Annotated in this window: 19 protein-coding genes, 1 tRNA gene and 1 pseudogene; 13 read left to right on the top strand and 8 right to left on the bottom strand. The window is 35.8% G+C overall.

Annotation, left to right across the window (positions count from 1 at the left end):
* The first annotated feature begins 84 nt into the window (after nucleotides 1-84).
* Entirely contained in the window at nucleotides 85-1503 is a 1419-nt protein-coding gene (locus tag RGB74_RS09830) for an amino acid permease (protein WP_310759141.1), read from the top strand.
* Nucleotides 1504-1523: 20 nt separating this feature from the next.
* Here the strand turns inward: RGB74_RS09830 and RGB74_RS09825 are convergent, their stop codons facing one another.
* Together RGB74_RS09825 and RGB74_RS09820 are read right to left on the bottom strand one after the other, a co-directional pair.
* A complete protein-coding gene (locus RGB74_RS09825) occupies nucleotides 1524-3065 on the bottom strand; it encodes a solute symporter family protein (protein WP_310759140.1) in 1542 nt (513 codons plus the stop codon).
* Complete coding sequence (locus RGB74_RS09820) at nucleotides 3062-3397, bottom strand: DUF485 domain-containing protein (RefSeq protein WP_310759139.1); 336 nt, start codon at nucleotides 3395-3397, stop codon at nucleotides 3062-3064. Before RGB74_RS09820 ends, RGB74_RS09825 begins: the two co-directional genes overlap by 4 nt.
* A 204-nt stretch (nucleotides 3398-3601) precedes the next feature.
* Here RGB74_RS09820 and RGB74_RS09815 point away from each other — a divergent pair, with 204 nt between their 5' ends.
* Together RGB74_RS09815 and RGB74_RS09810 are read left to right on the top strand one after the other, a co-directional pair.
* A complete protein-coding gene (locus RGB74_RS09815) occupies nucleotides 3602-4282 on the top strand; it encodes an MgtC/SapB family protein (protein WP_310759138.1) in 681 nt (226 codons plus the stop codon).
* A 12-nt stretch (nucleotides 4283-4294) separates the two neighbouring features.
* On the top strand, nucleotides 4295-4855 hold the full coding sequence (locus RGB74_RS09810; protein ID WP_310759137.1) for a cysteine hydrolase family protein: 561 nt from the start codon (nucleotides 4295-4297) through the stop codon (nucleotides 4853-4855).
* A gap of 365 nt (nucleotides 4856-5220) precedes the next feature.
* Here RGB74_RS09810 and RGB74_RS09805 read toward each other — a convergent pair whose 3' ends face one another.
* Nucleotides 5221-6285, bottom strand: coding sequence for an SDR family oxidoreductase (locus RGB74_RS09805; RefSeq protein ID WP_310759136.1), 1065 nt, complete (start codon nucleotides 6283-6285; stop codon nucleotides 5221-5223).
* 271 nt (nucleotides 6286-6556) lie between these two features.
* Between RGB74_RS09805 and RGB74_RS09800 the strand changes: the two genes are divergently transcribed.
* Nucleotides 6557-7225 carry an NAD(P)H-binding protein gene (locus RGB74_RS09800; RefSeq protein WP_310759135.1) on the top strand — a complete coding sequence of 223 codons (669 nt, stop codon included), beginning with the start codon at nucleotides 6557-6559 and terminating at the stop codon, nucleotides 7223-7225.
* A 62-nt stretch (nucleotides 7226-7287) separates the two neighbouring features.
* Nucleotides 7288-7716, top strand: coding sequence for a BrxA/BrxB family bacilliredoxin (locus tag RGB74_RS09795; protein WP_310759134.1), 429 nt, complete (start codon nucleotides 7288-7290; stop codon nucleotides 7714-7716).
* 116 nt (nucleotides 7717-7832) lie between these two features.
* Here the strand turns inward: RGB74_RS09795 and RGB74_RS09790 are convergent.
* The 3 genes and pseudogenes from RGB74_RS09790 to RGB74_RS09780 form a co-directional block, all read right to left on the bottom strand.
* Nucleotides 7833-7967: pseudogene (locus RGB74_RS09790) on the bottom strand (YjcZ family sporulation protein); the annotation flags it as partial.
* A 330-nt stretch (nucleotides 7968-8297) separates the two neighbouring features.
* Nucleotides 8298-8900 carry a glycerol-3-phosphate 1-O-acyltransferase PlsY gene (gene plsY / locus RGB74_RS09785; protein ID WP_310759133.1) on the bottom strand — a complete coding sequence of 201 codons (603 nt, stop codon included), beginning with the start codon at nucleotides 8898-8900 and terminating at the stop codon, nucleotides 8298-8300.
* A gap of 144 nt (nucleotides 8901-9044) precedes the next feature.
* Complete coding sequence (locus RGB74_RS09780) at nucleotides 9045-11231, bottom strand: MMPL family transporter (protein ID WP_310759132.1); 2187 nt, start codon at nucleotides 11229-11231, stop codon at nucleotides 9045-9047.
* A gap of 107 nt (nucleotides 11232-11338) precedes the next feature.
* Here RGB74_RS09780 and RGB74_RS09775 point away from each other — a divergent pair, with 107 nt between their 5' ends.
* A complete protein-coding gene (locus RGB74_RS09775; RefSeq protein WP_310759131.1) occupies nucleotides 11339-12121 on the top strand; it encodes a class I SAM-dependent methyltransferase in 783 nt (260 codons plus the stop codon).
* Nucleotides 12118-13137, top strand: coding sequence for a low-specificity L-threonine aldolase (gene ltaE / locus RGB74_RS09770; RefSeq protein ID WP_310759130.1), 1020 nt, complete (start codon nucleotides 12118-12120; stop codon nucleotides 13135-13137). The genes RGB74_RS09775 and ltaE overlap by 4 nt, the downstream gene beginning before the upstream one ends.
* A gap of 221 nt (nucleotides 13138-13358) precedes the next feature.
* Here ltaE and RGB74_RS09765 read toward each other — a convergent pair whose 3' ends face one another.
* Together RGB74_RS09765 and RGB74_RS09760 are read right to left on the bottom strand one after the other, a co-directional pair.
* On the bottom strand, nucleotides 13359-14813 hold the full coding sequence (locus RGB74_RS09765; RefSeq protein ID WP_310759129.1) for an amidase family protein: 1455 nt from the start codon (nucleotides 14811-14813) through the stop codon (nucleotides 13359-13361).
* Between the two features lie 134 nt (nucleotides 14814-14947).
* Entirely contained in the window at nucleotides 14948-15688 is a 741-nt protein-coding gene (locus tag RGB74_RS09760) for a DUF6081 family protein (protein WP_310759128.1), read from the bottom strand.
* Nucleotides 15689-15878: 190 nt separating this feature from the next.
* Between RGB74_RS09760 and RGB74_RS09755 the strand changes: the two genes are divergently transcribed.
* From RGB74_RS09755 to kapB, 6 genes are all read left to right on the top strand, one after another.
* Nucleotides 15879-16163 (top strand): hypothetical protein, encoded by a 285-nt coding sequence (locus RGB74_RS09755; protein ID WP_310759127.1) that lies wholly within the window; start codon nucleotides 15879-15881, stop codon nucleotides 16161-16163.
* 393 nt (nucleotides 16164-16556) lie between these two features.
* Nucleotides 16557-16931, top strand: a complete 375-nt coding sequence (locus tag RGB74_RS09750; RefSeq protein ID WP_310759126.1) for a DUF2203 domain-containing protein — start codon at nucleotides 16557-16559, stop codon at nucleotides 16929-16931.
* 79 nt (nucleotides 16932-17010) lie between these two features.
* Nucleotides 17011-17085, top strand: a tRNA-Arg gene (locus tag RGB74_RS09745).
* Between the two features lie 131 nt (nucleotides 17086-17216).
* A complete protein-coding gene (locus RGB74_RS09740) occupies nucleotides 17217-18137 on the top strand; it encodes an oxygen-dependent tRNA uridine(34) hydroxylase TrhO (protein ID WP_310759125.1) in 921 nt (306 codons plus the stop codon).
* A 249-nt stretch (nucleotides 18138-18386) separates the two neighbouring features.
* Nucleotides 18387-18698, top strand: a complete 312-nt coding sequence (locus tag RGB74_RS09735; protein ID WP_310759124.1) for a hypothetical protein — start codon at nucleotides 18387-18389, stop codon at nucleotides 18696-18698.
* The gene (kapB, locus tag RGB74_RS09730; RefSeq protein ID WP_310759123.1) at nucleotides 18691-19065 is read left to right on the top strand and encodes a kinase-associated lipoprotein KapB; all 375 of its coding nucleotides are present in this window, start codon (nucleotides 18691-18693) and stop codon (nucleotides 19063-19065) included. The genes RGB74_RS09735 and kapB overlap by 8 nt, the downstream gene beginning before the upstream one ends.
* Nucleotides 19066-19104: the final 39 nt, after the last annotated feature.

The raw sequence follows: 19104 nt of genomic DNA, 5'->3' as shown, positions 1-19104 counted from the left end.
TACAAGTTCTTTTTTCTGAAGTTTATAGGATTGAATACTATCTTTTAGGGTAAAAATAGTAAGTGATTGAAAGGTGGTATTTCATTGGATAAAAGAAACCTTGGCTTTTGGGTTTTAACAGCCCTAGTAGTCGGAAACATGGTGGGATCTGGGATTTTCATGCTGCCAAGATCTCTTGCGGAAGTAGCAAGTCCAGGCGGTGTCATGTCAGCTTGGATAATAACTGGATTTGGAGTGTTAATGACTGCCTTAGTATTTGGGAATTTATCTTTAAGAAAACCTGAATTAAATGGCGGACCTCAAAACTATGCAAAAGCATTATTTAAAGAAAACACGCAATCTTCATTATTAGGAGGCTATCTGGTTAGCTGGGGATATTGGGTAGCTAACTGGACTGGAAACGTAGCAATCATAACAACATTCGCAAGTTACCTATCTACATTTTTTCCTGTAATGGAAAGTAAGAATCCGCTTTTTAAGGTAGCAGGGACTACCATAACAAGCGGCGGAGTTATTACTTTTATCGTTTGTTCCGTTCTTTTATGGGGTGTTCATTTTCTCATTTTAAACGGGGTTGAAGGAGCAGGGAAAGTTAACTTTATTGCGACAGCTGCTAAAGTGTTAGGATTTGTATTGTTTATTATGGTATGTCTTTTCGCTTTCCAAAGCAGCAATCTTCTTCCTTTCTATCAGCCAGTTGAAGGTGAGGGAGGGGGATCTACCGGGTTTTTCGGACAGGTAAATAGTGCAGCGATAGCAACTCTTTGGGCATTCGTTGGAGTTGAATCGGCAGTTGTTTTTGCAACACGAGCAAAGAAGAAAAGTGACGTTAAAAAAGCTACAATTCTCGGATTATTAATTGCACTTGCTTTATATCTCTGTATTACTCTATTGGTTATGGGCACTTTAACTCAAAGCGAGCTTATATCGTCACAAAAACCTTTAGTTGATGCTTTAAAAGCAGCAATCGGACCTTCAGGCGGAATGATTATGGCGCTTTTAGGTATTATTTCCTTAACGGGAGCTACAATTGGCTGGGTCTTACTTTCTGCTGAAGTTCCCTTTCAGGCAGCTCAGCAAAAAATGTTTATACCTGCCTTCTTGAAAGAAAATCCAAAAGGGGCACCAGTTGTGTCTTTGTGGATTACAAACATATGTACTCAGCTGTTTATATTTTCAGTAGTATCCCAGTCCATGGCACAAGCGTTTGATTTTATGATATTTATTGCAACATTGGCTTTTCTCGTTCCATATATCTTTGCTGCCCTTTATCAGTTAAAGCTTGTAATTACAGGAGACACATACGAGAGATCGGATAATAAACGGATTTTTGATGGAATCATTGCAGCAATCGCAACTATTTATTCAATATGGGTGATCTATGCAGGTACTGCTGATATCAAGACATTCCTGTTTGGTGTTGCACTTCTCGCTTCTGGTATCATTTTCTATCCTCTTGTTCCTAAAAAGGGATATCGTAATGAAGAAAGACCGACTGAATAACAGCCGGTCTTTCTTTTTGCTTATGCTCCTTTTCTGATGCCTGAACCTGTATTTGCTTTAACTAATATTTCATTAAACTTTTCTTCATCAGAAGGTTTTGAGAGAATAGTACCAATAAATGCACCTAAGAACCCAAGCGGTATCGAAACAATTCCCGGGTTGGAAAGTGGAAAGACGGGATCCCCAGTTAATATGGCAGCACCCTCAACTGGTGACCAAACACTTGGAGAAAGTGCAACTAAAATAAGTGAACTCAATAAACCGACAAGCATTCCTGTAACTGCTCCTGCAGTATTAAAACGCTTCCAAAATATTGTTAGCAGAATAATTGGCAAATTTGCACTTGCCGCTACTGCAAAGGCAAGTGAGACGAGAAAGGCAACATTTAATTTTTGTGCAAATAAAGCTAGTAGAATAGAGATAACAGCAACACCAACAGACGCCCATTTTGCTGCTTTCATTTGTTCCTTTTCAGTCGCATTGCCTTTTTTAAGAATATGGGTGTAGAAATCATGGGCAAACGCTGAAGCTGCTGACAATACTAAACCGGCCACAACAGCTAGAATAGTTGCAAAGGCAACAGCGGAAACAAACGCAAATAAAAATTCTCCGCCTAACACTTCAGCTAATAGAGGAGCTGCCATATTTCCTGCGGCATTTGCAGTAATAATGTTATTGTTGCCAACAAACGCAGCAGCACCAAATCCTAAAAATATGGTCATAATGTAAAACACACCGATTAGCCAAGTGGCGTATACTACTGATTTTCGGGCTGTAATAGCATCTTTTACTGTGAAAAACCGAATCAAAATATGCGGTAGTCCAGCTGTTCCTAAAACCAGTGCTAAATTTAGAGAGATTGTATCGAGCGGGTCTTTAAATTTGTTCCCAGGATTTAAAAAAGATTCACCAAGCGGTGTAGCGGATTTCATATGATCAAACATTTCTGTGAAACTAAAATTAAATTTAGCAAATACCATAACTGATATGATAAACGTTCCTAGCATCAGCAATACAGCTTTTACAATTTGAACCCATGAAGTGGCTGTCATACCTCCGAAAACTACATAAACCGTCATTAATACACCTACGATTAAAACGGAATATACATAATCTAATCCTAGCAATAATTTAATAAGTGCGCCTGCACCAACAAGCTGTGCAACCATATAAAAAGTTGAAATTGATATCGTATTTAAGGCTGCAACTCCGCGGATTTTCTTATCATTAAAACGGGCTGCAATCATATCTGCCATCGTATATTTGCCTAAATTCCTCAGTGGTTCAGCAACTAAATAAAGGACTACCAAATAGGCAACTAGAAATCCGATGCTGTAGAAGAAACCATCAAAACCTGATAAAGCGATAGACCCTGCTATACCTAAAAACGATGCAGCAGACATATAATCTCCAGCGATAGCAAGTCCGTTCTGCATACCTGTAAGGCCGCCATCAGCGGTATAAAATTCACTTGTGGTATTTGTTCGTTTAGAAGCAAAATAAGTAATGACAAGTGTTAAAGCTACGATCCCTAAAAACAATGAAAAGGCAGTAACGTTCATGAAGAAGCCTCCTTATCCATTTCTGCAATTACTTTATCAGCAAGTTCATCAAATGTTTTAGCTTTATTTGTATAGAATATACAAAGGGACCAAGTCATGATAAACTGAGCAAACGCAAATACCCAAGCCCAGGATATATTTCCTATGGCTGGATTATTTAGGACATCTGAATAAGCAGTAAGGATGGGAAGACTGAAATAAAAAACAAAGAAAAACAAAGTCATAGGTACAATAAATCTTTTTTTCTTTTCCATTAGCTGTTTAAAATAGTTGGAATGAACAATTTCAGTATAATTAGATTGATCAATTTTCGGCTGTTTTTTGGGCAGCATTTAACTTCCTCCTTCTATTTAATAATATGAAAAAACACCGCAACCTCCTTTTTTCACTGAATTGCGTTTATTTTCTGACAATTAAACCCTATTATAAACCCTAACCTTATCACTTTCAATTCAATCAATCTTTTTTAGAAGGATTATGAGGTTTATTTTGCGTATTATTATATAAGGGCTTTTATAGAGAGAGGTGTAAACATCATGAGCATCATTTTTGTCAAATTAGGTTTCTCCGCGATTTTTGGATTAATCATTGGAATTGAACGCGAATTAAAGAACAAACCAGTTGGGCTTAAAACAAGCTTGGTTATTTCAATCAGCAGCTGCCTACTTACGATTGTCAGTATTGAATCAGCTGAAAACTATTCACAGCTTACCGGACAAACGGTAATGGATCCAATGCGTTTAGCTGCACAAATAGTAAGCGGGATTGGTTTTTTAGGTGCTGGGGTTATTTTAAGGAGAAATAACGATGTAATATCAGGACTGACAACTGCTGCTATGATATGGGGTGCTTCTGGTTTAGGTATTGCAGCAGGTGCTGGGTTTTTTAAAGAAGCTGCTATCGGTGCTTTTTTTATTATGATTAGTGTAGAACTGATTCCATTAATCATGAAGTGGATAGGTCCAAGAGCATTAAGGCAAATTGAATTAAAACTAAAACTTATTGTTGAACCTGATACTAATATGAGTGAGGTAATGAGGCAAATTAATGAATTGAAGGTCAAAATTGTAAATGTAAGAATCAAAGATTTGGAAAATGAAAACCGAAAAATGGAACTGGCAACCAAAATCTATGAAAGAAGATATACAACAGATCTTTATGATGATTTGAAGAAAATTCATGGGATTAAAAGTATTGAAATTGAGACACTTAATTAATAGGGGGATTTTATGAAGGCGTTATTGGTTATTGATTATACAAATGATTTTGTAGCGGATGAAGGAAAATTAACTTGTGGAAAACCAGCACAAGAGATCGAGGAAAGAATTGTTTCATTATCAAACGATTTTTTGAAAAACAATGATTTAGTCGTTTTCGCTGTAGATGTTCATGATCAAAATGACGAATATCATCCAGAGAGCAAGCTATTTCCTCCCCATAATATTCGAAATACAGAAGGCCGCGAGTTGTACGGAGCTTTAAAAGGTGTACATACCGAGAATAAGGAATCAGAACACTTATTATGGTTAGATAAAACTCGATATAGTGCATTCGCAGGTACGGATCTAGAAATAAAGTTAAGGGAAAGAAACATTAATGAGATTCATCTTACAGGTGTTTGTACAGATATCTGCGTTTTACATACCGCGGTAGATGCATACAATAAAGGATTTTCTATCATTATCCATGAAGATGCTGTACAAAGTTTTGATCAAGAAGGACATAAGTGGGCACTCTCACATTTTAAAAATACGCTCGGTGCAACCATTTTGTTAAAACAAGTATTTTAAGGTGATTAATATTCTAAAAGATTGTGAGTTTTTTTGGTAGATTTTGTTAAAACGACTGTTTGAAAAGAAGAGGTTTGAGTAAAAGAGCGTAATCGAACTGGAACATGGTGCTTAAATAGCTCACAACTCGTAAAGCAATCATTCCACTTCAATAATATCAACGTTGGTTTAGAAAATATCCAAAGAAGAGAATTCAGGAAACAACTGAATTCTTTCTTTTTTTAATTGCTCTTATGAATGATTGAATATAGGGTGACGCCACAGTCTTAGTTTGGCAGCTCACCTGACCCTCCGCAAAAAGTGAGCAAGTGTTAGCGGGAATCAATCACATCTAAAAGCAACAATGGTTATGAAAACAGCCTTATTTAATATCGTTTTAATGCAAGATTTTCTGCATTTTCATTGAAGTATTGTACAATGGGTTTTATGAATTTTTCAAAATGAGGATATTCGATACCTGTTCCTTTTAAATCTTCTTCTAACTGTGATGTATCATAGTAAGCCTCGTGAGAAAAATAAGAGAGAACCTCTTTAGGTACACCAAACCATTTGGAAATAATCGGGAATGATAAAACGCTTTCTGCTGCATTTTTCGGTAAGTACCAACTAGGTCTTTTTCCGTTTAACTCCTCGCATATCAAACTATAAGCCTTTTGAACAGAAGGGGAATCAGGACTTAATAGATGGTAGGTTTTAGATATACCCCGCTTGTCATGCATGAGAAAAATAGAGGCATTAATGATAAAATCAATCGGAACTAAATGAATAAAAGATTCCGTTTTTCCTATATAAGGAATAGGCAAGTAAGATAAACGCTTTAGAAATTTCATCATAAAATAAGGACCATCAAATTTAGCTGTTTCTCCAGTTATTGAATCACCTACAATGATACCTGGTCTAATTATAGTTACTGGAATATCTTGTTTAATAGACTGTACTTTTTGTTCAGCCAGATATTTCGTATGTTCATAATGGTTTCTGAAACTTTCAGGTTTAATTAAACGGTTTTCTAAAACAATTCCTTTTTCATTACCAGAAACATAGGCCGTACTAAAATAACAAAATCGCTTTATTTGCCTGCACTCTTTTACTAGTTTGAGAACATGCTCAGTGCCTTGTACATTACATGCATAGGCTGGAGAATAGGGGATTGTTAGATCATACAATGCTGCCAAATGAACGCAGTGTGTAACATTCTGTATTATTTCATCTCTTTTTTGCTTGTTGATGCCCAGATCAATTTGTGTAATGTCACCTTCAACAAGATGAATATTGGCACTATGCATCTTAATTCTTTCATTTGCGAGATTCATTTCTTGTTTTAAAACGAGTAAATAAAAAGAGGCACAAGGATACGTCTTCTTAAGTTCTTTCACAAGTCTAGTAGCTATAAAACCAGGAAAACCAGTGATAAAATAAGTATGTTCCAAATTCACACCAACCTGTCTATTATTTTTTGATCACTCTTTTCTAAATGATTGTTAATTTTGGGTCATTTTTGTATACGGCCTTCATTGACAAATTGATTGGAGTGCAAGGTGTGAGCATTCTCAAGGCAAACAGTGCAGAGGAGGCTCGCCGCACTCCAGACGGAAAGTGGTCACGTGTGAGCAGAAATCAACTATCTTTTTAAGAGCTACAAAAGTTACGAAAACAGCCTTTTTTATAAATGAAAACTAATAAAAGAAGGGATAAAAAGTTATGGAAAATAAAACAATAATCGTAGCAGGCTCCAGTGGTCTAATTGGAAGAGAAGCAGTTAAACAGCTTATTGAGGATCCCTCTTTTAATGAAATTATTTTACTCGTTAGAAAAAAATTGGACGTTAATCATCCAAAAATAACGCAAATTCAATTCGACTTTTCTCAAAAAGAATATACTTTAAAGAAGGTAGTTGCTGATAGTATGTTAATCTGTGTAGGAACTACAATGAAAAAAGCAAGAACGAAAGAGTCTTTTAAAGAAGTAGATTTACATATTCCCTTTAAATTAGCAGCTTTAGCTAAAAAAATGAATATAGCACATGTGGCAGTAATATCTGCGATGGGGGCTGACTCGAAATCAACCTTTTTTTACAATAGAGTAAAGGGGGAGATGGAAAATCAATTATCTTCTCTTTATTTAAATCATTTAACAATAATTAGACCTTCATTACTAATAGGAGATCGTGATGAATTCCGTCTTGGTGAAAGGTTTGCCGAGAAGGTATATAAAGCTTTTCCAATCGTCTTTCCAAAAAAGTATGAGCCGATTGAAGCTGAGAGAGTAGCAATGGTAATGATCAAACAACTCACACCCACAATGGAATCGAATAAAAAGGTAAATGTAATTGAGAACAGGCGGATTCATGAAATAAGTAGAAACATTTAAATATTACAGTTTCTTCGTTATAATAATGTATGTAAAAGAATTTGTTTTCAGGAGGAACATTTATGAATGCCTATGAAGAATATATGAAACAAATGGCACAGCCTATGAGAGATGAATTAACTCGTGCTGGGTTTGAGGAATTAAAAACACCAGAAGAAGTAAATTATTTTATGAATGAAACAGAAGGTACAGCGCTCGTTATTATTAACTCTGTATGCGGATGTGCAGCAGGGTTAGCTCGCCCTGTTGCAGTTGCCTCACTTAATCATTCAGTTAAACCAGACAGTTTTGTAACCGTATTTGCGGGTCAGGATAAAGAAGCAACCGCCCAAATAAGAGAGTTTTTTGGCGATATCCCTCCATCTTCACCATCAATGGCCCTTTTAAAGAACGGTGAAGTGGTGCACTTTATTCACCGTCATAATATTGAAAATCACGCACCGGAAGAAATACTTGAAAATTTAATCAGTGCATATGATGCACACTGCTAAAATCCAGCTTCGCTGGATTTTTTCTATTTCTTAGATGGTTTTTTACATTATAGTGGTAACAAAATCAATTAAAAAGAGCAGCGATAAGCTGCTCTTTTTAAAAAAATGAAAAATGATTAATGACAGGAAGATGATGATTCATCTTTATCGCAATCGTGTTTACCGTGGAAAGATGTCGCACCAATGATGATCAATAGGATAAACAACACAACGATAATAAGGAATCCACAGCCATGTCCGTATCCATATCCACCACCATGGTGTTGATAAAATGGCATGTTTGCAACTGGCTTCATGTTCATATTTTCACCATAAGGCATATTCATTTTCTTATTTTCCATTATTGTCCCTCCAAATTTTCAAGTATAGGTCAACGTCACATTACACCATATGAACAAAACCTTAAAACGGACACGGACAAATGCGGAGTTTTTAGTGAAATCGCCTGTACTTTTTTAGGGAGAAGAGCCTATTTTTGAAAAAGGAAAGTCTGGTCAATCTTTAAATCCATTAAACGGAAAGTGTGAAACTAATCTCTCCAAACGGTTTAACTATTTTATTGTGCAAAATAAAAAACGTTCTCAAGAAGAAGAACGTTTTCTTATCCATTTGACTTTCGGTTCAGTTCCTTTTGCAATTCTTACAATATTTTGCCTATGTCTGTAGACTAAAAACAAGGTGAAGCCTATTAGAATCCAAGTTGTCAGTAAATCAGAATATAAAAACCCTAAAATGACAGAACCTATCCCAGCAATAATAGATGACAATGAAACAAATTGGCTTATGTATAAAGCAACAAAAAAGATAAGTACAACCAGCAAAAATAATAAAGGTTCTTCAAACAATAATACTCCACCCGAAGTAGCTACTGCTTTTCCACCTTTAAACTTTGCAAATAACGGATAACAATGCCCAATCACTGCAGGGATACCTGCCAGAAGTGGATGAAGATCCACATTTAGCAAAAAGGGCAGGCTGGCTGCCAGCGTCCCTTTTAGGACATCTGATGCAGAGACAATAAATCCAGCTTTTTTTCCTAAAACTCGAAATGTATTTGTTCCACCTAAATTACCGCTTCCATGTTGCCTAATGTCAATTCCATAACCTAGTTTTCCAACAACAAGGGCAAAGGGGATAGAGCCGAGCAAATAAGAAAGAATAAGAATAAGTACTATTTCAACCATATATACACCCCTACATATATCATGCTTATCCTTATTATAGGACAAAGTATGCTGAATTCCCACAACTGTTTAAATAAACTTGAGTGAATACCAGTGTTTACATTACTTCTTTATTTTATCTGAATTTTAAAAAACACGGGACTCTTAAGAAAGAGTGCCGTGTTTTTTAAAATTTTTCTTTTTTGAAAAGGGCATCCACCAGTTCCAATCTCCTAGCAGCTTCATAAGCGAAGGTACTAGAATCATCCTGACGATCGTAGCGTCAATAAATATAGCTAGGGCAATGGCAATACCAATTTGTTTAACAGGCATAACATCTGTAAAAGCAAATGAACCCGTTATAACAATCATGATCGCTGCTGCAGAAGTAATAATTTTTGATGTAGAAGTTAAACCGGAAAGAGTAGCATGATCATTGTCTCCAGTTTCTTCGTAAATTTCCTGAATTCTTGAGATTAAGAAAACCTCGTAATCCATACTTAATCCGAAAACGATACCGAATGTAAAGACTGGAATCATTAATCCTATTTCGACTGGCTCCATAAAAATTCCGCTTTGGAAGATCCAAACAACTATCCCGAACGTGGCACAAAGACTCAGCATATTCATGAAGATTGCTTTTATCGGAATAAATATAGACCGGAAAGCAAACATCAGTATAAATAAAGTTGTAATTAGAACAATACCAAGACCATATGGAGCTTTTTGAATTATCTCATCGAATATTTCTTGATTAAACTTTGTGGCTCCGCCAATTGTAAGAGAGAGGTCATCATGTTTCTTTTCCCAATCCTTTACAAATTGCTTAGCTTCTTTACCTGTAACATCAACCGATAAGTATGCACGGACTACCGCTGTATCACCATTGATAAAAGGCTTAATAACTGGAGAAAGCTGCTTTTTTCCCTGCTCGGTTTGCAGCATTTGAAATAACTCTGCGTCTGTAAATTGTTTTGTATAATTAAAAACTGATTCTGTTTTTTTAATTTCTTTTTCTTTATTAAGATCATGAACTAATTGTTGTAAAGAGTGAAATGTGTCTTCATTTTCAAGATACGATCCTTTAGCTTTAGCAATAATCAATACGGGATATAATTCATCTTCCCCGAATGTTTTTTCAAACTTTTCAAAGGCTGTTCGTGACTCATAGTCAGGAGGTAGTGCCTCTGCTTCTGGTATTGAAAGTTTCATATTTTTAATAGGTGTAACAGAAAGCGCTAGTATAATTGCTGCAAAGATAGCCATAATAACCGGACGTTTCATTACTGTAGACGCGAATTTATGCCAGATTGACCGAGTCTGTTCTTTCGTCTTAAACAATTTAAATGCATCCACTTTTGGTCCAAGGACAGCAAGCACAGCAGGTAAAAATGTAATCGCATTTAAGACAGATAGGATAACAACTACCATGCCGCCTATTGCAACTGTCTTAAAGATATCAACGTTAATTAACATCATGCCTGACAATCCTAAAAACACGCAGAGACCAGAAAAAGCAATAGATCTACCTGCTGTTTGAACCGATATTATTGTAGCTTGTTCAACACCGCGGTGAAGTTCTTCACGAAATCGGTTTACGAGCAATAAGGCAAAATCAATACCCAGTGCAAGACCTATCATCGGAACAACATTCAGCAAAAAAATGCTTACATTTGCCTCTAAACCGTAAAAATATAATAGACCAAGCGAACTTGCAACACTTATTATACCTACAATAATCGGCAATCCGGCTGCAATCAATCCTCCAAAGGCTAGTAATAAAATAATTAGTGCAGCAGGTATGCCAATCGCTTCAGCTCTTGCAAGATCTTGCTGACTAGCCGTATTCATATCCTCTGCAATAACTGGTCCTCCTGTTAGTGATACCTTTATATTTTCATCTTTTGGCAGCCTGTCCCTGATCTGTTCAATCGATTTCTTCAACTCTCCGAAACTTTTATCGAACTGGACAGACGCATAGGAAACATTTTCTTTCATCATTTTGTTTGGTGCTGAGTAAGGATTTTTTACCCCTGCAACATCATCCACATTCTTCATGGATGCAAGGGTACTAGCAACAAATTTCTTGTAGGCTGGATCACTTGTCTTTAAATTTTCCGAATCAAAAACGAGCAAAACTGATGATTTTGGCTGGTGAAATTGATCCTGAAGAATGTTTTCTACTTTTTGAAACGAACCATCCATTTCAAAGCCGCTGCCATTCAAAATAGCAGGAAGTTTTAATGCATAAAAACCTAAAAGAATGGTCGTCAATAACCAAAATGATATAATAGTTTTACGGAATCTGTATATCATTCTTCCTAAGGAAAGGAAGGGAGAGTTACTTTTCATGGTGTTGCCTCCTCATATATATCTTCCCATATTTTAGGTTTGTTACAAAAGATATGCAAATAATACGCAAGATGTTAAAAAGGTTAATATTTAGATAGGTGGATTATATGATCGTTACAACAGCAGGAAAAAATGCTAACAAACTTCATGACAAAGCAGAAAAGATTGCAAATACTCTAGAATGTTCCTTTTTAGTTCGAGAAAAGCAGTCCATTTCGTCCATAATTGAAGAGTTTCAAGATGATGTTATGATGATTGGAGTGGATAAAATATCTTTCCATCCAAAAGAGGGTACAGCACCATTTTTCTTTCATCCCAACTCTTCCATGTTTAGAGTTAAACAAATACTGCGTGGAGAAAAAGACCCTTTGATTCATGCATTTAAACTTGTCAGCGGAATGTCTGTACTTGACTGTACTTTAGGTTTAGGATCAGACTCGATCGTTGCGAGTCTAGTAACCGGAGATCATGGGAGTGTTACTGGTATCGAAAGCAGCAAAGCTATTTCTTTTGTTGTAGAAAGCGGGTTGAAAATATGGGATAGTCATCTCCCGAAAATGAACGAAGCCATGCGGAGAATTCAAGTTGTACAAGCGAATCATTATGACTTTTTAAAAAATTGCAGTTCAAACAGCTTCGATGTGGTTTATTTCGATCCCATGTTTGAATCTACTATTCATTCACCTGGTCTACAGGGATTAAAGGGAAGTGCAGATTATAGCTCAATCACTCCGAAGATAATAGCTGAAGCAAAAAGAGTAGCTTCACAGCGTGTTGTTATGAAAGACAGTAAAAAGAGCAGTAAGTTCAAAGAATTAGGATTTAATGTTATACAGAGAAATGCAGGTTTTTTATTTGGAGTGATTGAAAAAAACGAGGTGGAAAAATGATTGATTTAAGAAGTGACACAGTTACTAAGCCTACAGAAAAAATGCGCAAAGCCATTTTTGAAGCTACGGTCGGTGATGATGTTTACGGCGAGGATCCAACTATTAATCGTTTAGAAGAGCTTGCAGCAGAAATGCTGGGTAAAGAGGATGCTTTATTTGTTACAAGTGGTACTCAAGGAAACCAGTTAGCCGTTTTAGCAAACTGTTCACCCGGCGATGAGATCATTGTAGAGTCAGAATCTCACATCTTTTTCTATGAAGGTGCAGCAATATCCGCTTTAGCTGGTGTTCAGCCCCGTGTAATTAAGGGGCAAAAAGGGGAGATGAATCCAATGGATGTTAAAAATGCTATTCGATCACAAGATATTCATTTTCCTGATACTTCGCTCATTTGTATAGAAAACACGCATAATCGTTCTGGCGGTTCTATAGTATCGATTGAAAACATGAAATCTATCTACGATATAGCTCAATCTGCTTCTATTCCTGTACATATTGATGGAGCACGACTATTCAACGCAGTTGTTGCTTCTCATAAAAGAGCAGCGGATTTCACAAAGTATTGTGACAGTGTTCAAATATGTTTATCAAAAGGGCTAGGTTCACCTGTTGGTTCTATTTTGGCTGGAAACAAACAAATGATTCAAAAAGCTAGAAAATGGAGAAAACGCCTGGGAGGCGGACTAAGACAAGCTGGCATTTTAGGTGCTAGCGGCATTATCTCTTTAACAGAAATGGTTGAGAGACTGCATGAAGATCACGGGAAAGCTAGAAGGTTAGCAGATGCTCTAGAGAACATTGAAGGCATTTCGGTATTAAATAAACCGGAAACGAACATTGTAATAGTAAACATTGAAAAAACCCATAAATCAAATGAAGAATTTTTAGAACAGCTAAAAAATAGGGGTGTACTCGCTGTCTCTTTTGGAGAAGGGAAGATTCGATTCACTACTCATTATGATGTAAATTCAAAAGATATTGAGGAAGCAATTGAAATCATCAACAAAATTGTATAAAAAAAGGGTCTGTCATGGAGACAGACCCTTTTTTAAATGGGAGTTTTTAGTGATAAAAACGGGAATCCACATAAAACGCTTGTTATCGTACATAAATTAAGTTTAGCCCACATAAATCCTTCACTTTCGCACATAAACGTTTATACATTCCACATAAACAAGAAATTGAAAAAAAGAGATCCAAACAACGTTAAATCATCGTATTGGTACTCATTTTTTAATCAATATTCAATAGGAACTCGATATTGTGTAACTTGTTCATATGCATATGCGATTTCAATAAGTATTTTCTCTGAAAATGCACCGGCTGTTAAGACGATACTTAATGGCAAACCATTATCATCAAATCCTGATGGCACTGATATAGAAGGATAACCTGCTTTTGCAGGGATTCCATACCAAACATCATTCGGACTGATCAATGCATCCAGCTGGTGTTCTTTCATTACTTGATCAATTCCATCTACTTGTGAATACTTCAAATCGTTTAATCGTGCATTTAAATAATCTGGACTCGTTAATGTGCCATCCGTTTGATTACTTTCTTCCAACAATTCCTGATTATGTACAAGACAAGCTTCTTTATTTTGTTTATTATATTCGATAATGTCTGATAAAGTACTTATCCTTAAAGCAGAAGAAACGGTCTTCAAATAATTATTAATACCTGACTTGAATTCGTGAAGCAAAACTTTATAATTAAAATTTTCATTTTCCAATGGAGATATTTTTTCTAAATATATAATTTCTGCTCCTTCTTTTTTTAAGAGAGAAAGCGATTCATCAAAAACAGTCTTTTGAGTATCAGTAAGATTTCTTATACAGAAATTATAAGTAACACCCAATCTTTTTCTTTTTAATGTGGCTTTTTCTAATCCATCAGTATAAGAATCAAAAAAAGTTGCAGAATGCGTGGCTGAGTCATCTTCATCATAACCTGCAAGTACCTCTAACAATTTTGCTGCATCCTTCACGTTTCTCGCCATTGGCCCCGCCGTATCTTGACTGATGGAAATCGGGATGATTCCTGTTCTTGATACAAGACCTACAGTCGGTTTTATTCCTACAATATTGTTGTTTCCTGCTGGACAAAGTATAGATCCGGCAGTTTCGGTACCTACTGCCAGCATAGTGAAGTTACATGCAACAGAAGCTGCAGAACCTGAACTGGAACCACTTACATCATGAACTCCTGGACCATAAGGATTAAGTACCTGACCGCCTCTCGAGCTATAACCATTAGGCATGTCATAAGCCATAAAGTTAGCCCATTCCGTCATATTTGCCTTTCCAAGTATTACAGCACCGGCATCTCTCAGTTTTTTTACAATCCATGCATCTTTTTCTGCGTAGTGATTTTCCAGGACTAATGATCCTGCACTTGTGTGCATTTGGTCTGCTGAATCAATATTGTCTTTAATAATCACAGGCACCCCATGCAATGGACCTCTGATTTTACCATTTGAGCGTTCATGATCCATCTTTTTTGCAATAAATAAGGCTTCGGGGTTTACTTCCAGTACAGAATTAATACAAGGGCCAGCTTTATCAAAGGCTGCTATGCGTTCTAAATAGTTTTTCACGAGTCCAACAGAAGATAATTCACCGTTTTCAAAGTGGAGAATTAACTCATCTAGTGTCAATTCATTAGTACGTATTTGATTAATTTGTTTCATTTTGCCGCATCCTCTCTTATTATTTCAATACTTATTATATAAAACTGTCGCAAAAAAAGGAATTTTCATACTATTGATAGAATAAATAAAAAAAGGCCTGCATAGTGCAGACCTTGTAATAAATCACATCATTATCAACTATCTATTGTAACTTTCATTGGTGACCATTCTCCAATGATGCCCTGTCCATGCAGAGAAGTACTTCCGTCAGGTGATAAATCCTTTTCTGTCATTAAACCAAGAGCAACTGTAAACTCATTAAATTTAATTGGAACATTATTCTCTTTACGGACTACTTCACCATTTATTAGGAATAACACTTCATCAAGGTTGCGATTGTATGTTATTTGATATACGTTCCATTCTCTTTGATGAAAGGATGAATCTTCTTTAAAGATACAAAAATATCTTGTTTCCTTTGTTTCAGGCACTTGAACACCTGGAAACGGCAAAACCGCATAGACACTTGCAAATTGATCATTACCTGCAAAAAAATCAAGGGCAGCGCCTGTAGTGAAATCTAATAAATTTACAGAAACAAAACCATCATAAAGGTCATTTGGGTTTGTCCCAATTGGACGAGCACGCATTTTCCATTCGAAAGTAATGGAACCTTCATCAGGGACCTTTATGGATTCATTTGAATAATACATGTGTTTTGCATTATCCAAAAACTGAACAGAAGGGTGTGATTTTGTAAATGGATTGACTCTGACGTATAACTCGTTGTTCCGAACGATTACAACTGCTTCTGGTTCTCTAAACTCATGGAATGATCCATCTGGAAGTGGAAAGCCTCCCATTTTCCAGGTTCCTGATTTAGAGAGTATTGATTGGAAATCACCTAAGACAATTTCTTTTTGTAATTTTTTCATTTTACACAGCTCCTAGTATTTGCTTCATAGATTTATTAAATCAAATGTTACGATTTTCAGCAAATGAAGGGTGTTCTATTAATACCCGTCCATATTAAAACTAGATTTCTATAAATGGACAAGTATATTTCAGAAAAAACTGAATAATAATGGTATTAAGAGCTCGCAAATTAAAGGAGGGTGTTTCACTATGAAAACCGTTTCTCATATTAATTTACGAAAAGAAAAGGAAAAAGCATTTTCAAGCGATGATAGAATCATGCTGTTTATTACGAAATTTCATCTGAAGACTAAACGAAATAAATGGTTAACGCTAAAATTACTTATAAGAAAAGGTTCTTCAGATCTCGTCGAACAAATATTAATCAGTTCTGAATACAGAAGAGATTTTCCAGAATTGCTAGAAGATGATACAGTCAGAGATTTTTATTTAGATTTGAAAAGTCCTAAAAAAGATCTATGTCTTACCATTTAACCTTTTGGTGAAACCAAAAGGTTTTCCTTTGTCAATTTTTACTCTTTATTTAAAAGCAATTTTCCAAAAGATTGTTGCTATTAGGTCATTTTCGTAAAGAGACATCATTGAAAGCACTCATGCTTCCTCGAATTTGGATCTTCATCCATCTACTACAGAGGCACACCGCACACCCCTGGGAAAGTGAATATTCTGAAACGGAAATAAACCATTTTAAAGAGAAACAATGGTTACGAAAATATCCATTTCATTTAACTGGTTGCTGCCCTTTAGGTTTAAATGATAAGTGCGGCTATTACAAGCTTAAAAAAATTGTGTCCGCCAAGTTTTCTTTATGGGCAATTTATCCTTCATTTGTTATAATACTGTCAAGAATGTGAAGGAGCTCATGTTATGAAGCGTTATACATTAGAAGAAGCAAATCAATTATTGCCTATTATTGTTAAAGAATTGGATTCATTGCATAACTTGCAAAGAGAGTTTGACTTATGGCATCAATCGTTTCAACAACTCGAAACCGATTTGAACCCGCAAGAAAAAATTGAATGGGAACAAAGAATTCAATATATGGAACTAGAAGCAGAAATATTCATTGCCAATATATTATCTCATGGAGTTTGGTTTGAAGACCCTTATACTTCAACACTTCATATTCCAGCTATATTGAACGGAGAAAAAGGGGTATTTAAATGGCATCCTGAAGAGCCATTAATCACGATATATGAAAGTATAGAAAAAACTCTCATACCCCTTAATTTGGTAAATTAAGGATCGTTTATTAAAATGCTGTAAAAAGTACTTGTAAAATTACGAATTATTGTTTATGATATTATTCGTGACGTAATAAGCGCCTATAGTGAAATGGATATCACACGAGATTTCGGCTCTCGTATTCTGGGTTCGAATCCTGGTGGGCGCGCCACTTCCAATTTTATAATTGATTATCGGTTAATCCGGTACTCACCACGGGGATCACGGGGTTTAGGTAATTGGAACCGGTGGTTTTTTATTTGGCGTCATAAAATAACTAACGTTGCAGGTTGGTGATTAATCATGTCAGAGAAAATGAGAGTACTTTTGTATTATAAGTATGTACCGATTGATGATCCAGAAAACTTTACGAATGAACATTTAAAGTTTTGTAAGGATCTAGGTCTTTTAGGGAGAATTATTGTAGCTCCTGAAGGAATTAACGGAACAGTTTCAGGAACATACGAACAAACAGAAATATATATGGATCATCTTAAATCGGATCCGCGTTTTGCAGATATCGTTTTTAAAATAGATGAAGTCGAAGAACATACCTTTAAAAAAATGTTCGTACGGCATAAAAATGAACTTGTTACATGGCGTTTTGAGGAAGATGTAAATCCGAATCAGCTTTCAGGTAAACGACTGTCGCCAAAGGAGTTCTACGAAGCACTTCAAGATGAAGATGTTATCGTTATTGACGGCCGGAACGATTACGAATATGAGATCGGCCACTTCCGTGGAGCCATCAAACCAGATGTAAAAGCATCGCGGGATTTCCCAGAATGGGTTCGTAAAAATTTAAGTGAATTTAAAGATAAAAAAGTATTAACCTATTGTACTGGTGGGATCAGATGTGAAAAATTTTCTGGGTTCCTTATGCAAGAAGGTTTTAAAGATGTTTCTCAGCTTGAAGGCGGAATCGTTACTTATGGAAAAGACCCAGAAGTGAAAGGCCGTTTATGGGATGGGAAATGTTACGTTTTTGATGAAAGAATTTCTGTTCCAGTCAATCAAACAGAAGAAGATACCGTCATTTCGTCTTGTTACTATTGCGGTAAAACAGAAGATCGATACGTTAACTGTGCGAATCCAGAATGCAACAAACAACATGTTTGCTGTACGGATTGTGAAGTAAAGCATAAACGTTCTTGTTCTAAAGAATGTCTCGAACATCCACGTAATCGCTATGAAGAAGAGAAAAAAGAGATACAGAACGCTTAGTTATTAAAGCCAGTAAATTACTGGCTTTTTCTTTTTCACTAAATTAATATAGACTTTAATTATCAAACTCTTTTCTAAGACTGTTTTCTTTCAATCTTAATTGCTCTTGGAAGTGGTTGATTTTCGCTTTATTAGCGAAATGTATCAATCTTTTACTTTCGGCTATATTCTTTATAAGATTGTGGTTTTTAATTTGGCTTTATGACAGAGAACCATAAAACAACCCAATATAAAAATGAGGGATTAACAATGAACCGTGCAGATGAAATCTCAGAAAAAGTGATCAATAATTACCAAAAAGATGAAGGAATGATGATAATCATTTACGCGCAATGGTGCATAAATAATGATTTAGATCCTAAAGCTGTATATTTAAAAGCTTATCCAAACCAAGCTAAAAATGAATATGTCATGCATATGCTTGAACAAACAGTATCTAAAGATGAAGCAGAATATATCCCTCATGAAACCTTGCTTCAAGTATTGTCCTTATTTGGAAACGAAGATCTTGCTTTTGTCGTTTCACAAGAGATCCATGCTTTGGAGGAAAAAAATGAGTAAAAATATCGTTGTAGCTAGTTATAAAACAGGGCAATATATAGGCAGAGCAGAAGACGAGAGAAACAATATGGTCCTGATTGAAGTTCTCGCTGTTATAAAACATCCATGGCAAGGTGATTTGCATAACCCTAAACAAGCTAATGTTCCATTTTTTCAAGAAAGAAGAGCATTGAGTTATGGGGAGCGTGCTTGGATGCCAGTACATACTATTGTAGAATATAAAGAAGAGTCAATCCCAGAATATAAAAAATCTTTAAATGATGCATTGAATAAGTACAAAATTGAATTAACCGAAAACAATAATGATTGGTCTAAACGGTCACTGCATTGTCTCGAACAGGTAGAGAAAGATTACAATCTTGATTAAAAAGAAATTTCTGTGGAATATGGAATAATAGAACACAAT

Origin of the sequence: Bacillus sp. NEB1478 (assembly GCF_031582965.1) — a bacterium.
Taxonomy (GTDB): Bacteria; Bacillota; Bacilli; order Bacillales; family Fictibacillaceae; genus Fictibacillus.
This window is presented reverse-complemented; position numbering and strand designations above follow the sequence as displayed.

What these genes read in the sequence shown, in the direction of transcription:
- RGB74_RS09825 (WP_310759140.1), bottom strand. Translation starts at nt 3,065, where the DNA reads ATGAACGTTACTGCCTTTTCATTGTTTTTAGGGATCGTAGCTTTAACA.
- RGB74_RS09820 (WP_310759139.1), bottom strand. Translation starts at nt 3,397, where the DNA reads ATGCTGCCCAAAAAACAGCCGAAAATTGATCAATCTAATTATACTGAA.
- RGB74_RS09815 (WP_310759138.1), top strand. Translation starts at nt 3,602, where the DNA reads ATGAGCATCATTTTTGTCAAATTAGGTTTCTCCGCGATTTTTGGATTA.
- RGB74_RS09810 (WP_310759137.1), top strand. Translation starts at nt 4,295, where the DNA reads ATGAAGGCGTTATTGGTTATTGATTATACAAATGATTTTGTAGCGGAT.
- RGB74_RS09800 (WP_310759135.1), top strand. Translation starts at nt 6,557, where the DNA reads ATGGAAAATAAAACAATAATCGTAGCAGGCTCCAGTGGTCTAATTGGA.
- RGB74_RS09795 (WP_310759134.1), top strand. Translation starts at nt 7,288, where the DNA reads ATGAATGCCTATGAAGAATATATGAAACAAATGGCACAGCCTATGAGA.
- plsY (WP_310759133.1), bottom strand. Translation starts at nt 8,900, where the DNA reads ATGGTTGAAATAGTACTTATTCTTATTCTTTCTTATTTGCTCGGCTCT.
- RGB74_RS09780 (WP_310759132.1), bottom strand. Translation starts at nt 11,231, where the DNA reads ATGAAAAGTAACTCTCCCTTCCTTTCCTTAGGAAGAATGATATACAGA.
- RGB74_RS09775 (WP_310759131.1), top strand. Translation starts at nt 11,339, where the DNA reads ATGATCGTTACAACAGCAGGAAAAAATGCTAACAAACTTCATGACAAA.
- ltaE (WP_310759130.1), top strand. Translation starts at nt 12,118, where the DNA reads ATGATTGATTTAAGAAGTGACACAGTTACTAAGCCTACAGAAAAAATG.
- RGB74_RS09765 (WP_310759129.1), bottom strand. Translation starts at nt 14,813, where the DNA reads ATGAAACAAATTAATCAAATACGTACTAATGAATTGACACTAGATGAG.
- RGB74_RS09760 (WP_310759128.1), bottom strand. Translation starts at nt 15,688, where the DNA reads ATGAAAAAATTACAAAAAGAAATTGTCTTAGGTGATTTCCAATCAATA.
- RGB74_RS09755 (WP_310759127.1), top strand. Translation starts at nt 15,879, where the DNA reads ATGAAAACCGTTTCTCATATTAATTTACGAAAAGAAAAGGAAAAAGCA.
- RGB74_RS09750 (WP_310759126.1), top strand. Translation starts at nt 16,557, where the DNA reads ATGAAGCGTTATACATTAGAAGAAGCAAATCAATTATTGCCTATTATT.
- RGB74_RS09740 (WP_310759125.1), top strand. Translation starts at nt 17,217, where the DNA reads ATGTCAGAGAAAATGAGAGTACTTTTGTATTATAAGTATGTACCGATT.
- RGB74_RS09735 (WP_310759124.1), top strand. Translation starts at nt 18,387, where the DNA reads ATGAACCGTGCAGATGAAATCTCAGAAAAAGTGATCAATAATTACCAA.
- kapB (WP_310759123.1), top strand. Translation starts at nt 18,691, where the DNA reads ATGAGTAAAAATATCGTTGTAGCTAGTTATAAAACAGGGCAATATATA.